The organism is Ferrovibrio sp. GW821-FHT12E11 (assembly GCF_058806975.1).
This window is the reverse complement of record NZ_JBXAQG010000002.1, coordinates 261,066-281,643: the sequence shown is the minus strand read 5'-3', so window position 1 is coordinate 281,643 and position 20,578 is coordinate 261,066. Positions and strand designations below refer to the sequence as shown.

Sequence of the window (20,578 nt, the reverse complement as noted above, 5' to 3'; positions counted from 1 at the left end):
CGCCGCCATTTCAAGGGGATTCTCCCCGGTACTATAGCGAACGGACCGCGCATGTCATTGGATAGAGCAGCCGTGGCGAAAATCGCCAAGCTGGCCCGCCTCAAGATGGAACCTGAACGGGCCGAGGCCCTAGCCTCGGAGCTGAACCGGATTCTGTCTTTCGTCGAGGAATTGCAGGCGGTGAATACCGACAATGTGGCCCCGATGACCTCGGTGGCGCCGATGAAGCTGCGCCATCGTGAGGACGCGGTGACCGACGGCGGCCAGCCGGAAGCCGTGCTGAAGAATGCCCCGCAGCGCCAGGGCGATTTCTACACTGTGCCGAAGGTGGTTGAGTAATGACCATCGATCCCGACAAGCTCACCATTGCCAGCGCCCTCGAAGGCCTGGCGAAGAAAGACTTCACCGCGGTCGAACTGACACAGGCCAGCATCAAGGGCATGCAGGCGGCTAGGCCGCTGAATGCCATGATTACTGAAACGCCGGACAAGGCGCTGGAGATGGCGAAGGCTGCCGATGCCCGCCGGGCGAAGGGTGAGGCCGGCCTGCTGGAGGGTATTCCGCTCGCCATCAAGGATCTGTTTGCCACCAAGGGCGTGCTGACCACGGCGGCCAGCCATATCCTCGATGGCTTCCATCCGGAATATGAGTCCACCGCCACGGCCAATCTTTGGAAGGCCGGCGCGGTCATGCTGGGCAAGCTGAACCTCGACGAGTTCGCCATGGGCTCTTCGAACGAGACCAGCTATTACGGCCCGGTGGTCAATCCCTGGCGCGCCAAGGATGGCACCAAGCTCGTCCCCGGCGGCTCCTCGGGCGGTTCGGCCGCAGCCGTTTCCGCCGGCTTTGCGCTTGGCGCGACCGGCACCGATACCGGCGGCTCGATCCGCCAGCCGGCCTCGCTCTGCGGCATCACCGGCATCAAGCCGACCTATGGCCGCGTCTCGCGCTGGGGCATCGTCGCTTTCGCCTCGTCGCTCGACCAGGCCGGGCCGATGACCCGCACGGTGCGCGACAGCGCCCTGATGCTGCAGGCCATGGCCGGCTTCGACCCGAAAGACAGCACGTCTGTTGATCGGCCGGTGCCCGATTACGCCGCCAATCTGGAAGGCGGCGTGAAGGGCATGCGCATCGGCATCCCGCGCGAATACCGCATGGACGGCATGAACCCCGAGATCATGGCGCTGTGGGAGCAGGGCAAGCAGTGGCTGAAGGATGCCGGCGCCGAGATCATGGATATCAGCCTGCCGCATACCCATTATGCGCTGGCGACCTATTACATCGTCGCTCCGGCCGAGGCCTCCTCGAACCTGGCGCGCTATGACGGCGTACGCTTCGGCCTGCGTGTTCCGGGCAAGGACCTGACCGAGATGTACGAGAATACCCGCGGCGAAGGTTTTGGCCGTGAGGTGCAGCGTCGCATCATGATCGGCACCTATGTGCTGTCGGCCGGTTATTACGACGCCTATTACACCAAGGCGCAGAAGGTGCGCACGCTGATCAAGAAGGATTTCGAGCAGGCCTTCCAGCGAGTCGACGCCATCCTGACGCCGACCGCGCCGAATGCGGCTTTCCCGATCGGTATGAAGAACGACGATCCGGTGACCATGTATCTGAACGACGTGTTCACCGTGCCGACCAGCCTGGCGGGTCTGCCCGGCATGTCGGTGCCGGCCGGTCTGGCCAGCGATGGCCTGCCGCTTGGCCTGCAGCTCATCGGCAAACCCTTTGAGGAGGCGCAGCTGCTGCGCGTCGGCCGCACGCTCGAAAAGGCCGCCAATTACACGGCGAAGCCTTTCCATTGGTGGGAGTCGTAAGATGGCTGAGAAGGATTATATCCAGGGCGCCACGGGTCCGTGGGAGATCGTGATCGGCATGGAAGTCCATGCCCAGGTCGCGTCGAAGTCGAAGCTGTTCTCCGGTGCCGATACGACATTCGGTGCCGAACCGAACCACCAGGTCAGCCTGGTGGATGCGGCGATGCCGGGCATGCTGCCGGTGATCAACGGATTCTGCGTCGAACAGGCGGTGCGCACCGGTCTTGGCCTCAAGGCGCAGATCAACCTGCATTCGGTGTTCGACCGCAAGAACTACTTCTACGCCGATCTGCCACAGGGCTACCAGATCAGCCAGTATCTGCAGCCGATTGTGGGTGCGGGCAAGCTGCTGCTCGACATGCCCGATGGCTCGACCCGCGAGATCGGCATCACACGTCTGCATCTGGAACAGGATGCCGGCAAGAGCCTGCATGACCAGAGCCCGCGCGAGAGCTTTATCGACCTCAACCGCTCGGGTGTCGCGCTGATGGAAATCGTCTCCGAGCCCGACATGCGGAACTCGGAAGAGGCGGGGCTGTACCTGAAGAAGCTGCGCACTATCGTGCGTTATCTCGGTACCTGCGACGGCAACATGGACGAAGGCTCGATGCGCGCCGACGTCAATGTCTCGGTGCGCAAGCCGGGCGGCCCGCTGGGTACGCGTTGCGAGATCAAGAACGTCAATTCCGTGCGTTTCGTGCAGCAGGCGATTGAGTATGAAGCCCGCCGCCAGATCGAAGTGCTGGAAGACGGCGGCAAGATCGCCCAGGAAACTCGCCTGTTTGATACCGGCAAGGGCGTGACGCGCTCCATGCGTTCGAAGGAAGAAGCGCATGACTATCGCTACTTCCCCGATCCCGATCTGCTGCCGTTGGAATTCGAGCAGGGCTGGGTCGACGGCATCAAGGCGACGCTGCCGGAACTGCCCGACGAGAAGAAGGCGCGCTTCATAGAGAAGCTGGGTCTCAGCCCCTATGACGCTTCCGTACTGGTTGCCGAGAAGGAGTCGGCCGACTTCTACGAGAAGGTGGCCAAGGGCCGCGACGGCAAGCTCTGCGCCAACTGGGTGATCGGCGACTATTTCGGCCTGTTGAACAAGTCGGGTCAGTCGATGGCCGATTTCGTCATCACCGCCGAGAAGCTCGGCGGCCTGATCGACCTGATTGCCGACAACACCATCTCGACGCGTCTGGCCAAGGATGTCTTCGCCCTGATGGTCGAGACCGGTAAGGATGCGCTGACCATTGTGGACGAGAAGGGCATGCGCCAGGTCACCGATACCGGCGCCATCGAGAAGGTGATCGACGAGGTGATGGCGGCCAACCAGGACAAGGTGGCCGAGTATCGTTCGGGTAAGGACAAGCTGTTCGGCTTCTTCGTCGGCCAGACCATGAAGCTCTCGGGCGGCAAGGCCAATCCGGCCGCGGTGAACGAGTTGCTGAAGGCCAAGCTGGCGGGCTGATCCCCGTGACCAGGCTGTGAATACAGAGCAATGGAAGGCCGGGGTGGTTTGACCCCGGCCTTTTTCTGACAGTTTCGCGGGATTATTTGCGGTTTGCTTCGTTGTGGTATCGCCCAGACGAGGAATCCTGATGATCCGACCTGTCCTGCTTTCTGCCGCCCTGTTGCTGGTGCTCACCTCTTGCTCCTCGCGGCGCGAGACCGAGCCACCGCGTTCGGCCACCGAGCAGCTGCTGTTCTCCACGGCCGCCGACCGTGCGGCCGACAAGCTGGCCTTCAATCTGCAGCCCGGCACCAGAGTGTTCGTCGATGCGGCCTATGTCGAAGGCATCGACAGCAAATATCTGCTGAGTTCGATCCGTGACCGCATCCTGCGCAAGGGCGGCGACCTGACGGACAAGAAGGAAGAGGCGGAGATTGTGATCGAGCCGCGTGTCGGCGCCATTTCGGTGGATGCCGACCGCACCCTGTTTGGCATCCCGGCAATCCCGGTCCCCATTGTGGGCTTGCAGGTTCCTGAGATTGCCCTGTTCAAGCGCAGCTATCAGCAGGGTGTGATCAAGGTGGCGGCGACATCCTACAACGCCAAGACCGGCATGCTGGTTCAGTCGCTCGATCCGGTCTACGGCTTCTCCAACCGCAAGGAGTGGGCCGCGTTGATCTTCTTTTCCTGGGGCAGCAACGATCTCATGCCCGAGCCGGCCAAGACGGAATGGATCAATCGCTGACGACATTACCCGTATTACACCTAATCAAAAACAGTCAGTAGTAGCATTCGGTTCTGTCATCCTGTCGGAGGGTTGCGCACCCGGTTAGCGCGGGCTAAGCCAGCTTAACCTTGGGCTGAATTCCGCCATTTCCGATGTTCTGTGAGACCGAAGCTGAGACTTATGCCGATCCGGCGCGCGAGCTGCTGTTCCAGGTGGCGACCGCCTATCTGGAGCGTGTCGGAATCACCGCCACCGAGCTGGTCTTCAGCCCGGCGCAGCATCGCGCGCTGCTGAACGATGGCCCGCGTTTCCAGGAAATCCTGCAGCGCGTCGCCCTACTGCAGGGCCAGCATACCAAGCGGCCGGTCTCGGAACGCATGAAGGAGCTGACGGCGATGGCCGAAAGCGCCATCCGTCGTGTCGAGGCGCAGGCAACAGCGCTGCCAGACGCCATTGCCCTGCCGCAGGCGCTGCAGGCCGGATTGTTCAGCGGCAGCAACCTGGATGAATGGGTGCGCGGTGGCGTGGTCATGGCCCGGTTGCTGTCGGCCGATGCGGACTGGCAGGCCCGTGCCGGCCTCTGCCTGGGCCTGATCGAAGCTGATATCGGCAGCGAAGCCCATGCCATGGCCGACCAGACGCTGTCGGAAATCCTGCGTCTCAAACCGGCTGCCACGGCTCTGTTCGGTGATGCCAATCGTCGTCGCATGATTGAACTGTGTCTGCGTCTGGCCGGCGGCAATATGAAAAACGAAGCCCCGCCGATCCTGGAGCGTCTGCGCCAGGGCCTGGCCAGCGGCAGTCTGGAGCGCTGCCAGGCGGCCGTGCGTGGGCGCCTGGCCGAGATGCTGGGCGGTACTCTGCCGCTGTATCATCAGGATGCTTACGAGGAATTTACGGCGCTGCTCGGCCTGAAGCAGCGGATCATGGCCCTGCCGATGTTGGCGGTCGATGAAGCGGTGTCGGCGATGCTGACGCGGCGCTTTACGCGCTTTGCCGCACCGGACCTGATGAACCCGCTGATTGGCCGCGATGCGGAATTCGCCCGTAAGCTTCTGACGCTGTTGCGCCTCTACAGTGAGATCGAGGAGGGCAATGCCCGCTTTGAACTGCAGGGCATCATCAGTCATTACATGGAGCATCGCGAATTCACCACCAAGTTCATCGGCCCGCAATCGGGCAAGGATGATTTCGCCACGCTTTCGGCTGCCATCTCGACGGCGCTGCTGCAGGCCGAGATTCCGGAGCCGCGCAAAAGCCGCCTGCTGGACCTGTATCGCAACCAGCTTGGTAATGTGGTCAAACCCAGCGGCCAGCGTGTCGCCCAGCGCGGCGTCGGCACCGCCCGGGACGCGGTTGTGATCAAGGCGCTCCGGGTCCCGCTGAAGAACTGGAGCCCGGTCGGCCTGCTGTTCGGACCATGCCCGGCCAGTATCCTTGCCAAGATCGCTGTGGGCGACAAGCTGCGCCTCGGCGTGGAAATCCGCGGCAGTCTGCTCAGCCTGGAATTCACCGCCGAGGCCGAGGTGCTGCGGGTGGCGGACGGCCTGATTGCGGCGCGCTACAGCTGCAGCGACGCCGCGATCACCCAGCGTATCCAGACGTATTTCGCGCCCTAGGCAGGGCGCCTGCTCCGATCCATTCGGACTGCCCGGGTCATGTGGTTCCGAGCAGGATGAGGTTTCAACGCATGCCGGCCAGGCTCTGGCCATGCTGGCCGCCGGGCTCCGACACCTTGCGCAGGGTTTCGACGGTATGGCGCGGCTGGGCCTCGATGGCCAGGTCGGCCAGCGATACGATGCCGACCAGACGCTTCTGCCGGCTCAGCACCGGCAGGCGCCGTACCTGGATATCGCCCATGTTTTTCGCCACATGCGCCAGGTCTTCATCCTCGAAGCAGTATTTCAGGTCCCGGGTCATCACCGCACTCACCTTGGTATCCGGGGGGCAGCTGCGGCCGACGCCGCGCAGGGCGATATCACGGTCGGTAATCATGCCAACCAGACGATCATTCTCGCCCACCGGCAAACTGCCGACATCCATTTCGGCCATGATCTGCGCCGCATCGGCGATCGACTGGTTGGGCGAGGCGATACGCACTTCGCGGCTCATGGCTTCGCTCACACGCATGATAGTCCTCCTTGAATCCATTTCACTCTGACTGCGGCGCAAAAAAACGCCGGGGACAGAGATGGGGGCGGATTCCAGCCCTGCAACCCGCATCGCCTGTTGCGAGGCTGCGGCCCGTCCGTGGTCACAGCACCCCTGCAGAATCCGGCACTGTCATGGAACAAACCGCGCTGCCGCCGTGTTTTCGCTCGTATCATCAACGGAGCGATGCCATGCCGCGCGGGGATAAATCCAGCTATACGGCCAAGCAGAAGCGCAAGGCCGCGCATATCGAAGAGGGGTATGAGAAGCAGGGCGTCGGCAAGGCGGAAGCCGAGCGTCGGGCCTGGGCGACGGTCAACCGGGAATCCGGCGGCGGCAACAAGTCCGGTTCCGGCCGGGGCAAGCCGGACAGCCATGCGAGTGCGCGCAAGGGCGGCCGGAAGGGCGGGGCGGCCGCAGCGGCGCGCCCCAAGGCCGCCCGGGTCGCATCGGCCAAGAAGGCAGCCGCCACCCGCCGTCGCCGTGCCGGCTGAGCCGGATCGTCCGCCCATGCTACACTCCATCCGAAGACTCGGGGTGCCGCATGAACCTGATGGAAGCGACCATTTTTGCCATTCTGATCAGCACGCCGGCCGTGGACCAGCCCCAGCCCAATCAACCGCCCGGCTTCAGTTGCCGCCTGACCGACGATCCCAAGCAGGCCCTGTGCAGCAACGATCTGGTGATCAAGGAATTTGAGGACGGCACGCTGGAATTCGGGTCCAGGTTCACGGTCAAGAAGAACCGCCGCCGCGAACTGGTCTTCTCCAACGGCGTGACGCATTACTTTGACAGCTTCGGGTGGCTGCAGTTTTCCAACGGCTATGCCGTCCGCCGCATGGAAGGCGATATCTTCAAGATGACGCAGCCGCGCGGTGGCCGCGACCTGCTCTGCCGTTACACCATTCAGAACAAACAGACGCGCTGTTCGCCTGGCTGAGCCGGAGGGATCAGCGTTTCATGTCGACGGCGCGCGATAGCATCGAGTCCGCGGCCGAGATCACCTGGCCATTCATCGAATAGGCCTGTTGCGCAACCATCAGCTTGGTCATCTGCTCGGCGATATCCACAGTGGACTGCTCCAGCGCGCCGGCAATTAGCTTGCCGACGCCGGTGGTGCCCAGCGGATCGCCCGGCTGGCCGTAGACGACAGCGCCAGAGACATTCCGGCCGGTGGCCAGAAATGCCGTCCCATCCACGCGGTCAAGACGATCAGGTTCGGGGAAGTTGCCAAGCAGCAGCTGGCCGCCGAGCTGACTGCGGCCATTGCTGTAATTGTAGATGATATTGCCGTCGTCTTCGAAAGTCAGATAATCGAAGGTGCCGCCGAGCAGGCCATTCTGGGTGATGATATTGTTCGAGGCTTCGGTGTTGTTGCTGGTGTACTGCGTCAGACTGCTGGTGGCGCTGACATCGAAGGCGGCGCCAAAGTCCCCTAGGTTGAGAGTGATCGCCTGCGGACCGGCGCCATAGTCGACGCTCAGCGCAACGGTGGCTGCGCCTGTGAGGTTGGTTACGGTCAGATTGGCGTCTGTCGTGGTCATGGTCTGCAACGTGCCATTGTTGAAAGTGACCGTGACCGGGCCGAAGGAATTCGGTGTGGCCTGCGTGGTGTTGATGTTCATGGTCCAGGTATCGGCTGCCGCCGACTTGTTCCAGATCACCTGGAAATTCTGTTCTTCGCTGTTTGCATCCACCACGCCGATGCCGGTGGTGATGGTCTTGCCGGGCAGGGCAGAGCCGGGCAGGTTGATCGTGTAATCCACAGTGCTGGTGGGAACGGCGGCAATATCGCCGGTGTCGACGATGAAATCCGCAGGCACCGTTCCACCGGCTTCGGCGGCGCGGAGATAATAGCCGGCAGAATTGACCAGCCGGTTCGATGAATCCATGCGGAAATCACCCAGCCGGGTGAAGTAGGTGGCGGTTTCGAAGGCCGTCGGTTCGCCGGTCAGGGGATCGATGCCAGTCGGCTTGGCCACCGGAATGAAACCCTGGCCTGTGACCGCGATCGACGACGGGCTGGCGTCGCGGATGATCGAGCCCTGCTTGCGGTTGGCGAAATCGGCCTTGGCCAGCACGCCCATATGGCGATTGGAGTCGATCACCGGGCTGTCGCCCAGCACCTTGTTGTTCACCAAGTCGGAAAAATAGGTGTTGACCGTCTTGTAGCCGACCGTCGACGCATTGGCGACGTTGTCGGAGATATGGCCGATGGCGGTTGCCTGGGCGTTGATGCCCTGCACGGCAGTACCGAGTGCGCCAAAGAATGACATGATGGACTCCTGGTCCGGGTGGAATTCTCTCCCTGCGGTATAAGCAAGCCCCATGCCGTCCCGTCTCCAGGGCTATCCAACTGAAAACAAAAGGGTATTATCGAGGCCGCGGTTGGGGATGCTAGGCAATATTTGCCGGCTGGCTTTCCTGCCGCCGGCGTGATGGTCATAATATGCCGAGGATCGATCCACGCTGATGCTGCACACACCATTCAATTCGCTTTTGCAAAATCCGGACGAACAACGCCTGTTCGCCCTGACCGGCGAATTTCGCGACCGCCGGGTTGAGCGTGCTTTCCGGGAGAGCCGCCTGGAGCCGGCGCGCAGCCTGCTTATGGCTTGTGGCCTGGCCGGGACCACTGTCTTCTTTCTGCTGATCGTGCGCGATTACCTGATGGTGGGCAGCGGACTCACCTTCATGCTGCTGGCGGCAACGCGAATAGCCGGGCTGGTCATTGGTATTGCTTACCAGGTGGTGATCCGGCGGACCGCCAGTGTGATGACGATGGATGTTGTCGCCGGCGCCGGCATGGCATCGCTGACGATCCTGACCTTCATGACCTGGATGATCAGTCCGCCGACAACGCTGAATTCCGGCCCGCTGACCTTTGCCTACCTTCTGGTCTTTTTCCTGCTGATGCCGGTGATGTCGCAGCTGGTCGTCGCCAATGCGGTGCTGCTGACGATTGGCACCCTGCTGATTGGGGCAACCTGGCTGCAGATGCGGGCCGACGGCCTTATCGTCCTGACGCTGTTTCTTCTCATCGGCAACGGCCTGGGTTTTGTTGGCATGCGCCAGTTCAAGCTGGAGCGACGCCGCAACTATTTGTCCAGCGAGGAGGCGCGGCGGGTCACCGAGGCCCTGACCCTGGCGCGACAGGAAGGTCGGCGCCGCAATGAATACCAGGCCTGGGCCCTCGACGCGCTGCAGGTCGGCGTCATCCTGTTCCACCCTGGCGGCATGATCCACACGATCAACCGCCGCGCCGCCGAACTGCTGGCTCTGCCACCCGGGATCATCAATCCTGGCGACAGTCATGAGGCCCTGATCCGCTTTCTGGTCGAGCGGCGCGATTTCGGCGATATGGAAATCAGCGATGTGCGCTACCACATCGACCGGCTGCTGCGTGGCGTCGGCAAGCTGGCGGCGATCCGCCATGCAGCGACCGGCAATGTCCTGGAGTTCACCCTCAACCGGCTGCCCGACCGTTCGGTGGCCGTCACCATCTTCGATGCCTCCGAGCGCTATGCGCTGCACCGGCGGCTGCGTCACGCGGTGGAGGTCGCCGGCGATGGTTTTGCCATCTACGATGCCAGCGACCGCATTTCGATCTGTTCGAGCCGGTTTGCGGCGCTCTACGGGCTGACGGCCGAACAGGCGATTGGCCAATCTTTCGCCGAGCTGATCGCCCGTAGTTACGAGCGCAATGTTTTCATGCCGGACGAACGCGAGCCGGGCAATACGGCAGGGGTCACCCATTCCCGGCGCAGTATCCCGGAACGCATGATCGAAATCCGCACCACCGCCGGTGAATGGTTCCTGGTGCATGAACGCCTGACGCCATCGGGCGATCTGGTGGTGGTGCGAACCAACATCACGGCGCGCCGCCGCATCGAAGACGAGTTGCGGCGGGCTAAGGAAGAGGCCGAGCGTGCCCTGGCGGATCTGCGCGGCGCCCAGGCCAGCCTGATCCTGGCCGAGAAAATGGCATCGCTGGGTTCGCTCGTCGCCGGCATGAGCCATGAGATTTCCACGCCGCTGGGCATCGGCGTATCGGCCGCGTCGCATCTGTCGGAGGAGGTGGAGCAACTGACCAACCACTTCCGCGAGGGGCAGCTGAAGCGCAGTGACATGGAGGATTTCCTCGAAACGGCCACCGAGGCAACCCGCATCATGCAGGGCAACCTGACCCGGGCGGCCCGCCTGATCCAGGCCTTCAAGCAGGTCTCGGCCGACCAGACCACCGACGAATTGCGTGACTTCGCCATTGGCGAATATCTGCAGGAGATCATGCTGAGCCTGCAGCCGGCGCTGCGTCACACGCCGCATAAGGTGAAGATCGTCTGCCCCGATGCCCTGCTGATCCGTAACCGGCCCGGCGCGCTCGGCCAGATCGTCACCAATCTGGTGATGAACGCCCTGCAGCACGGTTTCGAAGGCCGCGAACAGCCGGGCCTGCTGGAAATCGAGGTCAGCCGGCCGCGACCGGGGCGCATCGTCATCGATTTCCGTGACAACGGCAAAGGCATCAGCACCGAAGACCTGCCGCGCGTCTTCGATCCTTTCTTCACCACCCGGCGCGGCACCGGCGGCACCGGCCTGGGCCTGCATATCGTTTATAATCTGGTCAGCCAGGTGCTGGGCGGCACCATCGCGGCCTCCAGCCGGATGGGCGAGGGCAGCCGCTTCACGATAAGTTTCCCGCAAGACGCCGCATCCTGAGATATATCGGCGTCATGAATACCGCCCAGCCTCTCAGCCGCCCGGCCACCCGGCGCCCCCTGAATATCTGGCCCTGGCAGGATAATGCCGGCCGCTTTTCCGTTTTGAAGACGATCTTGCTGGCTCTGGTTGCGCTGCCAGGCCTGTGGTTGCTCTGGCGTACGGCCCAGCAGGATCTCGGACCGCGGCCGCTTACCGAGTTGATCCTGCAGACCGGCACCTGGGGCATCCGCATCCTGCTGCTGTCGCTGGCGGTCACGCCGCTGCGCCAGCTGCTGCGCATGGGCCGGCTGGCCATGCTGCGCCGGATGATCGGCGTCGCCGCCGGCTTCTATCTGCTCGCGCATTTCATCCTGTTCATGGCCAACCTGTCCTTCGACCTCGAGCGCATCGTCATCGAGATCGCCAAGGCCAATTATCTGATCATCGGCCTGGTCGGGCTGGTCATGCTGCTGCTGCTGCTGGCCACCTCCACCGATGGCATGCTGCGGCGCCTGGGCGGCCGACGCTGGCAGTGGCTGCATTATCTCGTCTATCCCGCCGCCATGCTTGGAGCCTGGCATTTCTTCCTGCAGGTGAAGGCGGATATTTTCGAGCCGCTGCTGCTGATCGGGTTCCTGACCTGGCTGCTCGGCTACCGGCTGTGGCGGCGGTTCCGTCCGCAGGGTGCGGCTCTGCCGCTCTGGGCTGCCGCGGTGCTCACCCTGTTCGCGGCCCTGTCCGTGATGGCGGGCGAGGCGGGCTATCTCGCCTGGAAGATTGGTCCGGCCGTGGTCCCGCGCGTGCTGGAGGCCAATCTGTCGATTGATACGGGTCTGCGGCCGGGAATATGGGTGCTGCTGGTGGCCGCAGGGGTGACACTGGCTGCGCTCGCCGCCACAATACGGGCTCGTCGTCCCTAAAAAAGCGAGAGCCCCCGTGCGTGCTGTTTTCGTCGATGCCAATGCCACCCTTGGCGATCTGGCCGAGCGCCTGCGTCTGCCCACCGATCCCGCCGTCACCGTCAACCGCAATGCCGATGTGAAGCCGGCTGACCTGCCGGCCGTGATCGGCGATGCCGGCGTCATCTGGGTCGACCATACGGCGCTGCCCACCGAGATCGCGAAACAGTGCAAGGGGCTTCGCCACGTTGTCTTCCTCGGCACCGGCGCGCGCAGCTATATGAATATCGAGGAACTGGCCGCCCTCGGCATTCAGGTGCATCTGATCAAGGGCTATGGCGATACCGCTGTGGCCGAATGTGCCTTCGCCCTGATGTGGACGGCGTCCAAGGGCTTCGCCCGCATGGACCGCGAGATGCGGGCCGGCAACTGGGTACGACTGGATGGCAAACAGCTCACCGGCAAGACCGTCGGCCTGGTCGGCTACGGCGGCATCGCAGCCGAGATGGCGCGGCTCTGCCTCGGCGCCGGCATGAAAGTGCTGGCCTGGAACCGCAGCAAGAAGGATGCGCCGGCCGGCGTCACCTTCACCGATCTCGATACGTTGCTGGCCCAGAGCGATGTGGTTTCGGTGCATCTGCTGCTCAACGACGAGACTCGCGGTTTCCTGTCGAAAGAGAATCTGGCGAAACTGAAGCCCGGCGCCATCCTGATCAACACGGCGCGCGGCGCGGTGGTCGACGAGGCGGCGATGATCGAGGGGCTGAAGTCCGGCCATATCGGCCATGCCGGCCTCGATGTCTTCGATATCGAACCGATGCCGGCCGGTCATGCGCTCACCACGCTGGAGAATGTGACGCTCTCGGCCCATTCCGCCTTCCGCACGCCGGAGGCCAGCGACAATCTCATCAATGCCGCGCTCGCCCACACGAGGCGCATCGCGACGGAGGGCAAGTAATATGACCGGCCGCTACGATCTCGCCATCCGCAATGCCCGCATCTATGACGGCAGCGGCGCGGCCGCCATCACCGGCGATGTCGGAGTCCGTGGCGACCGTATCGTCGCGGTTGGCGATCTGGGCGCGACGGCGGCCGACCGCGAGATCGATGCCAAAGGCCTGGCGCTGGCGCCGGGCTTCATCGATGCCCATACCCATGACGACGGTGCCGTGCTGCACGGTCCCGAATGCATGCATTGTAAACTGAGTCAGGGCGTCACCAGCGTCGTGGTCGGCAATTGCGGCATCAGCCTGGCACCGGCCACCATGACAAAGCGCCCGCCGCCGCCGCTCGATCTGGTCGGCACCGAAAGCGCCTGGGCTTTCCCCAGCTTCGGCGATTATGCGGAAGCGCTGCGCCGGACGCCGCCGGCCACCAATGTCTACGCGCTGGTCGGCCATATGTCGTTGCGCGTGGTGGCGATGGACCATGATGTGCAGCGCGCTGCCACCGACCGTGAAGCCGCAGTGATGCAGCAGCGGCTGGTGGAGTCGCTCGACCAGGGCGCCTCGGGCCTGTCGTCGGGCCTGTGGTATCCGCCGAGCCGCGCCGCGCCGACCTCGGAAGTGATCGCGGTGGCCGAAGGGCTGCGCTCGCGCGGCGGGCTGTATGTCACGCATATGCGCGACGAGGCCGATGGCGTCGTCGACAGCATCCAAGAGACGCTGAAGATCGGCCGCGACAGCGGCTCGGCCGTGGTCATCAGCCATCACAAATGCACCAATCCGGAGAATTTCGGCCGCTCGACCGAGACGCTGGCCCTGATCGACAGGGCGGCAAAGGAACAGACCGTCGATTTCGACGTCTATCCTTATGCGGCCAGTTCCACGGCGCTGCTGCCGGATCGCCTGCGCGACGACATGGCGGTACAGATCGCCTCGTCTGAATCCTATCCGGAAATGCGCGGCCGCATGCTGGCTGACATTGCCAGGGAATGGGGCACCGATATCGTCACGGCCGCCCATCGCCTGCTGCCGGCCGCCGCCATCTATTTCATGATGAACGAGGAAGACGTGCAGCGGATCATCGCGCATCCGCGCAGCATGATCGGTTCCGACGGCATCCCCAGCAACGACATGCCGCATCCGCGACTCTGGGGTACGTTCCCGCGCGTGCTGGGGCATTACAGCCGGGATCTCAAGCTGCTCAAGCTGGAGCAGGCCGTGCATAAAATGACCGGGCTCACCGCCCGCGTCTTCGGCATGCAGGATCGCGGCGCCATCCGGGAGGGCGCCTTTGCCGATCTGGTGCTGTTCGATCCGGAAACCGTGATCGACACGGCAACCTTCAGCAACCCGATCCAGCCCGCGGCCGGCATCACGGAAGTCTGGGTCAACGGCGTGTCGAGCTATGTCGGCGGCCTGGGCGTCACCGGCGCGGCGCAGGGTCGGTTGATCACGCGGGCCCTGTGATGATGCGTCTGCTGGCTATCGCAGCCGTCCTGCTTGGCGGCAGCGCGATGGCCGCAGAGCTGCCGCGAGACCGGATCGTGCTGGCCTCGGCGATCAGCGTCGATGCCGAAGCCAATACCGCCACGCTGCCACTGCATCGTGGCGAAGCCGGCGGCCGTGCGGTCTGGTACATCGTCACGGATGCTTCCGATGCGGCGGATGCGAAACAGCGCGGCGTGGTCCATGCGCCGCTGCTGGCTCATGCCGGCCATGTGCAGGCGGTGCGGCGACAGGGCGACCATGTGGTGTTTGCCGCGGCGCCCGATTTCGCGCCAGTACGCCGGCTGGTACCCGGGCCGGACGGTTTCCCGCCCGCCAGCGCCAGCCCCGGCGCCACGGCGCCCGCGGCTTATTCGCCTTTCATCCGCATTGCCGGCGAGAGCGGGATTCTCAATGCGCCAATCATCGCCACCGGCGACGGTCCGTTCGACGTGGCGACGCACAGCAATACCGCCGACCGCGTGCTGGCCATCGACACGGAAAAGCGCACGGTGACACTGCTGCTCAGCCACGGCTTCGCCGAAGGCCGTCGCGTGGTCTATATCAGCACCGAAGCATCGGCCGCCGCCGCCGCCGTGCTGGAGCGCGCCATTCATGTGCCGGACCTGGGCGAAGGCAATGCCGATATCGGCCTGCTGGTTTTCGTGCAGGGCGAGCGCCAGGGCCTGCAGCATCTGCTGCGTGACAGCCACGCCTCGGCCGAGGCCACGATGGCGACAGCGGCGCAGATCGCCAGCCCGCGCAATATCCTGACGGCGTTTCCCACCGGCAGGACGGCACGCGGCTATTCGCCGCTGTGGAGCGTCACCCCGATGCGCTGGACCGCAGAGCCAGGCCCGGTGCAGACCGCCCAGGCCGATATCTACCGGCTGGCTGCGGCCGGCAGGGTCGCCGGTGCCGATGGCCGCCAGCCGCTGCAGCCCGCCGGCTTTGTGGTCAACTGCCCGGTGATCGCCTGGCTGGATGTGGCGCCGGAATAAGCTCTCGGGCCTGCTCTGTATGCTGATGGGACGCAGGGCGCGATTGCGCAGTTGATTCGCAGATTGCTGATCGCAGACGCCGTCTTCCGAGCTGACGGTCCTATGAAGTGCGCATCTGCCACCATACTCCCCTGAAAGTAGGCGTCAGTGGCCAGTTACCCACAGATCCTGCGACGAATGTCTTGGTATGCCAAACAAGCCTTGGCAGTGGAAAAAGCCCCGCACTAGAGTCTGGTTATGGGGACACTGCAGGACCGGCAGGTAAGGGTAAAACGCGCGTCGATGCGGCGGCAGTCGCTGACACTGCCCGTTGTCCTGTTCCTGCTGCTGGCCTGCCTGGTTCCGGTCGGCTTCGTGACCTGGCATGCCTGGCAATCGCGGTCCGCCGCGCTGACCCAGGGTTTCGCCCAGGCCGAGGATCTGGTGCTGGCGCTGAGCCAGCATGCAGCGCGCACCTTCGCCGAGCCCAACCTGATCCTGCTCGATGCCATCGAGCATGTGGAGAACGACGGCACCGGCCCGGCGGCGCTGCAGCGCCTGCACAATATTCTCGTCAATCATGTGAAAGCTTCGCGGGTTATCCGCGAACTTGGCATCCTCGACGAGCAGGGCTACTGGCGTACGTCCTCGCTGCCGCAGCGGCCGACCCACAGCAATGGCGACCGCGACTATTTCATCCATCATCGCGACAATCCTGGCGATGGCCTGCGCATCAATCTGCCGTTGCTGAGCCGCATCACTGGCAAATGGACTATTCTGGTGACCCGGCGCATCGACCGGCCCGATGGCAGTTTCGGCGGCGTGGCCCTGGCATCGATCAGCACCGAATATTTCCAGTCGTTTTACGACACCCTGAACGTCGGGGCCCAGGGCCATGTTGCGCTGTATCGCGACGATGCGCGGCTGCTGGTGCGCCGGCCCTTCGTTGAAGGGCACGTGGACACCGATCTGTCGGCGGCCTTCATGGAGGCGACAAAAAATCAGCCGACCGGCCGTTATCACGGACCCTCGATTTACGACGGCCAGATTCGTCTGGCCGCCTGGCGCAAGCTGGATGATTTCCCGCTGATCATGACGGTCGGTCGCGCTGAATCCGATGTTCTGGCGACTTGGCGCAGCTCGGTCATCCTCGATCTGACAGTGGCGCTGGCGGCCTCCTTTGTCATTATCGTGTTCGGCATATTATCGCTTGTTCTGCTGCAGCGGCGCATCCGGGCCGAACGCGCGGCGGCGGAAGCGGCGCACCAGTTTGAACTGATTGCCGAAGCCGCCACGGATGTCATCATCCGCATGACCCCCGAAGGCCGCCGGTTGTACATATCGCCGGCCTGCCGCGATGTGCTCGGGTATGAGCCGGGCGAATTGCTGGATGGCGACATGATGAAGGTGGTTCACCCGGATGATCGTGTCATCATGCAGCATGCGCTGAAGGTGCTGAACGAGGGCACCGAGCGCACCACGGTGATCTATCGCGGCCGCCACAAGAATGGCCATTATGTCTGGCTGGAAGGCGCTTTCCGCATGATCCGCGACCGCAGGGGCGGCGCCCATGAAATCATCGGCAGCACACGCGACATCAGCAGCCGCAAGGTTTCCGAACTGCAGCTGGCGCGCGCCAAGGAGGCCGCCGAACTGGCCAGCCGGGCGAAATCGAATTTCCTGTCCGGCATGAGCCACGAATTGCGCACCCCGCTGAATGCCATCATCGGATTCTCCGAACTGATGGACCGCCAGATGTTCGGCCCGTTGGGCAATGCGCGCTACCAGTCCTATGTCTGTGACATCAAGGTCAGCGGCGAGCATCTGCTGCAGCTCATCAACGATATTCTCGATCATGCCAAGATCGAGGCCGGCCAGCTGGATATGCACGAAGACAGCATCGATATGGCCGAGGCGATCGGTTTCGCCGTGCATATGCTGGCACTGGAGGCGGAAAAGGCGGCGCTGACTGTGACCATGGCTGTCGCACCGGGCATCCGCACCCTGGGCGACGAGCGGCGCATCCGGCAGATCATGCTGAACCTGCTCAGCAATGCGATCAAATACACCCCGGCCGGCGGACGCATCCATATTGCTGCCGCCTTCAGTCCGGCCGACGATCTGGTGCTTTCGGTGGCCGATACCGGCATCGGCATTGCCGAACCGGACCTGCATCTGATGCTGCAGCCCTTCACCCAGATCGACAATGAAAGTAATCGCAATCGCCAGGGCACCGGCCTGGGCCTGACCCTGACCAAGCAGCTCACCGAACTGCATGACGGCTGGCTGACCCTGGAAAGTCAGCCTGGCATCGGCACCACGGTCCGTGTTCATCTGCCGGCAGCGCGGGTGCTGGCGCGACCGGCCTGACATCGCCGTCCCGCCGCCACAATTCCGGCTCAAAGCCATGCTTCGTTTGGACAGGTTTCATCCGGAGGTCCGCCATGATCCGCCCGCTCGTCAGCGCTGCTGCAATCTCGATCCTTCTGCTGGGGTCTTCCGCCTGGGCCGATCAGCCCGGCAAGGGGCGCGGCAAGCATGACCGCGATCGCGGCGGCGACAGCGTCAGCATCAATATTAGCATCGACACCGGCGACCGCACGGTGATCCGGGATTATTACGGCGGCATCGCCGCGCGCGGTCATTGCCCGCCAGGACTGGCGAAAAAGCACAATGGCTGCATGCCGCCGGGCCAGGCCAAGAAATGGGCCAAGGGCCGCCGGCTGGGACCGGAGGTGGTGTTCTATGATCTGCCGCCCGATCTCTACGGCCGCCTGCATGTGCCGGCGGGCCATCGCTACGTCCGGGTTGGCGCCGATATCCTGATGATCGCGGTCGGCACCGGCATGGTGATCGATGCGGTGGAAGATCTGATGCGGATGTGAGATCCGTGCCGGCGGCCGGCGCTTTGGATCAGTTGGCGCTGCTGCGATACAGCAGCAGCAGGGTGATCGGCCGGCTGTTGGAAATGCTGAGCGCGCTGACCGAGAGGTCCTTCTGCACCTGCAGCGACGCGAGCAGCGCGGCATTGACGCTCACATCGCTGTCGACCAGGGCGCCGAGGCCGTTCTTCATGGCATCGACCACGCTGTCGTTGAAGCCCATCTGCGTGGCCATCTCGCGGCGTGCGGCGGCGAAATCCGCCGTGCTGGCATCCACCTTGGCCTGCAGCGGATCGAGCAGGGCATAGGCGGCGGTTGCTGTGGCGGTATCGGTGATGGCGGTGATGGCAGTGCCGAGATCGGTATATTCCGGATCCATGTCGAAGGCCGGCACCGTGATGGAATTGCCGGTGACATCGGCGACGAAATCCACGGGCGTCGAGCCGGTGATCGTCTGGTTGCGGCCGTTATAGATCGCCACCTTGCTGGTATCGGCGATCTGCCGGTGCAGGGCCTGGGCGTCGTTGGTGTAGATTGCCAGCTGCTGCGCATTGAGCGAGCCATCGGAAGCCTTGACCAGCGTCGAGCGCAGCAAACCGATCACATTGCTGATGCCGGTGAAGGCAGCCAGCGTCACATCCACCAGGCCAAGACCCTGCTGCAGCGACGACTGCACGGCGGCATGGGCCTTGAAGTTGCTGCGGATGCCCTGGGCCACCGCGAAGACGGAGGCGTCGTCGAAGGCATCGGCGACCCGATAGCCGGTTTCCAGCTGCTTGGAATTGGTGGTGATCTTGTGGTCGATCTGGCGCAGGGCGGCAACAGCCCCCATTGCACCGGCATTGGTGTTGACTGACGACACCATGGTTTTTAGCTCCCAAGGCTTAACACGCCCTGTTCCCCCGCGGCCCCCTGTGGCCGGCTGCACCGGTTCTGATGCAGCAGCACCGCGTTTACCTTATGTTAATACAACCCACAAGACGATTCGCGGTTAATGGCGCGAATCGCTGTGCATATGCAGGCTGTTATAGTTAACGGCAGGCAGCGGGCCGACGTCGGGAGGATGCGCCATGGCGAAAGTTCTAATGGCAGTTGCGGGTCTGGCCGGTGTCCTGGCCGGCTGTGCGGGTCAGCAGTCGCCGCCGCAGATCGATACGCGGCTGACACCGGACGAGCGGCGGGCGCGGGCCATGTGCGAAGACATGATCGCCGACGACGTGCGGCGCCAGGCCGGCGAAACCATGATCGACCAGTGTGTGGCGGCGCGCCTGCGCGAGATCAGGGCGGGACTGAAGTAGGGGGTGAAGAACCTGGGACCCGCTGATGAAGAGTCAGCTGCTCTACCAACTGAGTTATGCGGCATCCCAATCGTAATATTCAAAACCGCGAGTTGCTCGGTCTTGTGCGAGTCGCGGTTGCAATCGAGGCAAGGCTCGGCTTTACTCATCCGTAAGCTGATTTACTGCCCCAGAGAGCGCCATGACCCTGCCGCAGACCGAGATGAAAGGGGGAGTCCGGTTTTTCCCCCGTGGCACCGATATCGTGGTGCTGCAGTGGTGTACCGCGCGCGGCCTGACCCTGGATACGCTGGGCACCAAGATCGGCGTGCCGCGGGTTAACCTCAGCCTCATGCTCAAGGGCGTCGACCCGGTGCCGATCACGGCCGAGCGCAAGTTGCGCGAATTCATGAGCGCCAATTAATTAATTTCTAACAACATATTACAGCTCTTACATGATGCTTTGCATCGGGTAATTTTTGCACTCTTGATAAGAACAATAAAAGAACATATACTATGACTATTTCCCTATACAGGAGATGGTCATGCCAAGCCGCCGCTACGATCCGTTCAAGGACCTGACGCCACTGTCATGGGAGAAAGATTTGGGGCGGCCCGACCCATTGGCTGGCCTGGACCCGTATCACCCGGCCAAGCTGGAGGAAGAGGGGCTGGCACCTTATCCGAGGCAGCATAACAGGCCCCGGCCTGGCGAGCGGGCCAATTGGCCGGCCATCGCCGAGGCCCTGGCGCGGGGGCAGTCGGTGGAGACCACGGCGTCTACCTATAGCTGCGAGCCCCAGCGGATCTGGCGCAACCTGCGCCGCAGCCGCCGTTTCCGCGACCGCATCGCCCTGGCCGCCGAGCGCATGCGGCTGCAGGCCGACCTGCGCTTCCGCGATCTGCGTATCCATGCCGCCCTGCAGATGCGTCATCGGGCCGATAAGCTTGATCCGAAAACCCTGCAATGGCTGGCCGAGCGGCTGCGGATGGGTGAAGCACCGGAGGGCACGCGTGATCTGGGCGAATGGCTGGAAGCAGTAGCGCGGCTGCCGTCGTCGCGGCGCAAAGCCGTCGGGACGGATCAGGCCTGAATTGGCTCGCTATGGGACGCAATCGGCTCCGCACGGGATGCAATTGGCCCCCAATGGGACGCCATCGGCTCCGTGCCGGCCAGAATGGGTATCGAATGGGCCCGTCGCGTTGCCCGGCTGGCTTGATAAGTGTCTGTTCCGGCTCTATTTCGCGCTGCGCAGCGACCGTCCACGGCT

Annotated in this window: 20 protein-coding genes; 17 read left to right on the top strand and 3 right to left on the bottom strand. The window is 63.5% G+C overall.

Annotation, left to right across the window (positions count from 1 at the left end; all coding sequences use genetic code 11):
- The first annotated feature begins 51 nt into the window (after positions 1–51).
- The 5 genes from gatC (at position 52) to AC1ROT_RS21510 (ending at position 5,607) form a co-directional block, all read left to right on the top strand.
- The gene (gatC, locus tag AC1ROT_RS21530; RefSeq protein ID WP_492973133.1) at positions 52–339 is read left to right on the top strand and encodes an Asp-tRNA(Asn)/Glu-tRNA(Gln) amidotransferase subunit GatC; all 288 of its coding nucleotides are present in this window, start codon (positions 52–54) and stop codon (positions 337–339) included.
- Positions 339–1,817, top strand: a complete 1,479-nt coding sequence (gene gatA / locus AC1ROT_RS21525) for an Asp-tRNA(Asn)/Glu-tRNA(Gln) amidotransferase subunit GatA (RefSeq protein WP_493001557.1) — start codon at positions 339–341, stop codon at positions 1,815–1,817. The genes gatC and gatA overlap by 1 nt, the downstream gene beginning before the upstream one ends.
- A gap of 1 nt (position 1,818) precedes the next feature.
- A complete protein-coding gene (gatB, locus tag AC1ROT_RS21520; RefSeq protein WP_493001556.1) occupies positions 1,819–3,279 on the top strand; it encodes an Asp-tRNA(Asn)/Glu-tRNA(Gln) amidotransferase subunit GatB in 1,461 nt (486 codons plus the stop codon).
- Between the two features lie 130 nt (positions 3,280–3,409).
- Positions 3,410–4,006: a DUF6655 family protein gene (locus tag AC1ROT_RS21515; RefSeq protein ID WP_493001554.1), complete on the top strand. Its 597-nt coding sequence runs from the start codon at positions 3,410–3,412 to the stop codon at positions 4,004–4,006.
- Positions 4,007–4,140: 134 nt separating this feature from the next.
- Positions 4,141–5,607 carry a hypothetical protein gene (locus AC1ROT_RS21510; RefSeq protein WP_493001553.1) on the top strand — a complete coding sequence of 489 codons (1,467 nt, stop codon included), beginning with the start codon at positions 4,141–4,143 and terminating at the stop codon, positions 5,605–5,607.
- A 64-nt stretch (positions 5,608–5,671) separates the two neighbouring features.
- Here the strand turns inward: AC1ROT_RS21510 and AC1ROT_RS21505 are convergent, their stop codons facing one another.
- Positions 5,672–6,118: a CBS domain-containing protein gene (locus AC1ROT_RS21505; protein WP_492973128.1), complete on the bottom strand. Its 447-nt coding sequence runs from the start codon at positions 6,116–6,118 to the stop codon at positions 5,672–5,674.
- A 212-nt stretch (positions 6,119–6,330) separates the two neighbouring features.
- On the opposite strand from AC1ROT_RS21505, the gene AC1ROT_RS21500 reads away from it, so the two are divergent.
- Both AC1ROT_RS21500 and AC1ROT_RS21495 read left to right on the top strand, forming a co-directional pair.
- Entirely contained in the window at positions 6,331–6,633 is a 303-nt protein-coding gene (locus tag AC1ROT_RS21500) for a hypothetical protein (RefSeq protein ID WP_493001551.1), read from the top strand.
- A gap of 50 nt (positions 6,634–6,683) precedes the next feature.
- The gene (locus AC1ROT_RS21495; protein ID WP_493001549.1) at positions 6,684–7,079 is read left to right on the top strand and encodes a hypothetical protein; all 396 of its coding nucleotides are present in this window, start codon (positions 6,684–6,686) and stop codon (positions 7,077–7,079) included.
- Positions 7,080–7,089: 10 nt separating this feature from the next.
- On the opposite strand, the gene AC1ROT_RS21490 is transcribed toward AC1ROT_RS21495, so the two are convergent.
- Positions 7,090–8,415: a flagellar hook-basal body complex protein gene (locus AC1ROT_RS21490; protein WP_492973125.1), complete on the bottom strand. Its 1,326-nt coding sequence runs from the start codon at positions 8,413–8,415 to the stop codon at positions 7,090–7,092.
- Between the two features lie 196 nt (positions 8,416–8,611).
- Between AC1ROT_RS21490 and AC1ROT_RS21485 the strand changes: the two genes are divergently transcribed.
- From AC1ROT_RS21485 to AC1ROT_RS21455, 7 genes are all read left to right on the top strand, one after another.
- Positions 8,612–10,858 (top strand): PAS domain-containing sensor histidine kinase, encoded by a 2,247-nt coding sequence (locus AC1ROT_RS21485; protein WP_493001547.1) that lies wholly within the window; start codon positions 8,612–8,614, stop codon positions 10,856–10,858.
- A 14-nt stretch (positions 10,859–10,872) separates the two neighbouring features.
- Positions 10,873–11,760 carry a protein-methionine-sulfoxide reductase heme-binding subunit MsrQ gene (locus tag AC1ROT_RS21480; protein ID WP_493001546.1) on the top strand — a complete coding sequence of 296 codons (888 nt, stop codon included), beginning with the start codon at positions 10,873–10,875 and terminating at the stop codon, positions 11,758–11,760.
- A 16-nt stretch (positions 11,761–11,776) separates the two neighbouring features.
- The gene (locus AC1ROT_RS21475) at positions 11,777–12,697 is read left to right on the top strand and encodes an NAD(P)-dependent oxidoreductase (RefSeq protein ID WP_493001544.1); all 921 of its coding nucleotides are present in this window, start codon (positions 11,777–11,779) and stop codon (positions 12,695–12,697) included.
- A 1-nt stretch (position 12,698) separates the two neighbouring features.
- Positions 12,699–14,150 carry an N-acyl-D-amino-acid deacylase family protein gene (locus AC1ROT_RS21470; protein WP_493001542.1) on the top strand — a complete coding sequence of 484 codons (1,452 nt, stop codon included), beginning with the start codon at positions 12,699–12,701 and terminating at the stop codon, positions 14,148–14,150.
- Positions 14,150–15,169, top strand: coding sequence for a DUF7482 domain-containing protein (locus AC1ROT_RS21465; protein ID WP_493001541.1), 1,020 nt, complete (start codon positions 14,150–14,152; stop codon positions 15,167–15,169). Before AC1ROT_RS21470 ends, AC1ROT_RS21465 begins: the two co-directional genes overlap by 1 nt.
- Before the next feature lie 237 nt (positions 15,170–15,406).
- Complete coding sequence (locus AC1ROT_RS21460; protein ID WP_493001540.1) at positions 15,407–17,518, top strand: ATP-binding protein; 2,112 nt, start codon at positions 15,407–15,409, stop codon at positions 17,516–17,518.
- 74 nt (positions 17,519–17,592) lie between these two features.
- Positions 17,593–18,033, top strand: a complete 441-nt coding sequence (locus tag AC1ROT_RS21455; protein ID WP_493001539.1) for a hypothetical protein — start codon at positions 17,593–17,595, stop codon at positions 18,031–18,033.
- Positions 18,034–18,061: 28 nt separating this feature from the next.
- Here the strand turns inward: AC1ROT_RS21455 and AC1ROT_RS21450 are convergent, their stop codons facing one another.
- Positions 18,062–18,895 (bottom strand): flagellin N-terminal helical domain-containing protein, encoded by an 834-nt coding sequence (locus tag AC1ROT_RS21450; protein ID WP_493001537.1) that lies wholly within the window; start codon positions 18,893–18,895, stop codon positions 18,062–18,064.
- A 205-nt stretch (positions 18,896–19,100) separates the two neighbouring features.
- Here AC1ROT_RS21450 and AC1ROT_RS21445 point away from each other — a divergent pair, with 205 nt between their 5' ends.
- From AC1ROT_RS21445 to AC1ROT_RS21435, 3 genes are all read left to right on the top strand, one after another.
- Positions 19,101–19,328 carry a hypothetical protein gene (locus tag AC1ROT_RS21445; protein ID WP_492973116.1) on the top strand — a complete coding sequence of 76 codons (228 nt, stop codon included), beginning with the start codon at positions 19,101–19,103 and terminating at the stop codon, positions 19,326–19,328.
- Between the two features lie 181 nt (positions 19,329–19,509).
- The gene (locus tag AC1ROT_RS21440; protein ID WP_492973114.1) at positions 19,510–19,731 is read left to right on the top strand and encodes a hypothetical protein; all 222 of its coding nucleotides are present in this window, start codon (positions 19,510–19,512) and stop codon (positions 19,729–19,731) included.
- Positions 19,732–19,852: 121 nt separating this feature from the next.
- Positions 19,853–20,401: a hypothetical protein gene (locus AC1ROT_RS21435; RefSeq protein ID WP_493001536.1), complete on the top strand. Its 549-nt coding sequence runs from the start codon at positions 19,853–19,855 to the stop codon at positions 20,399–20,401.
- Positions 20,402–20,578: the final 177 nt, after the last annotated feature.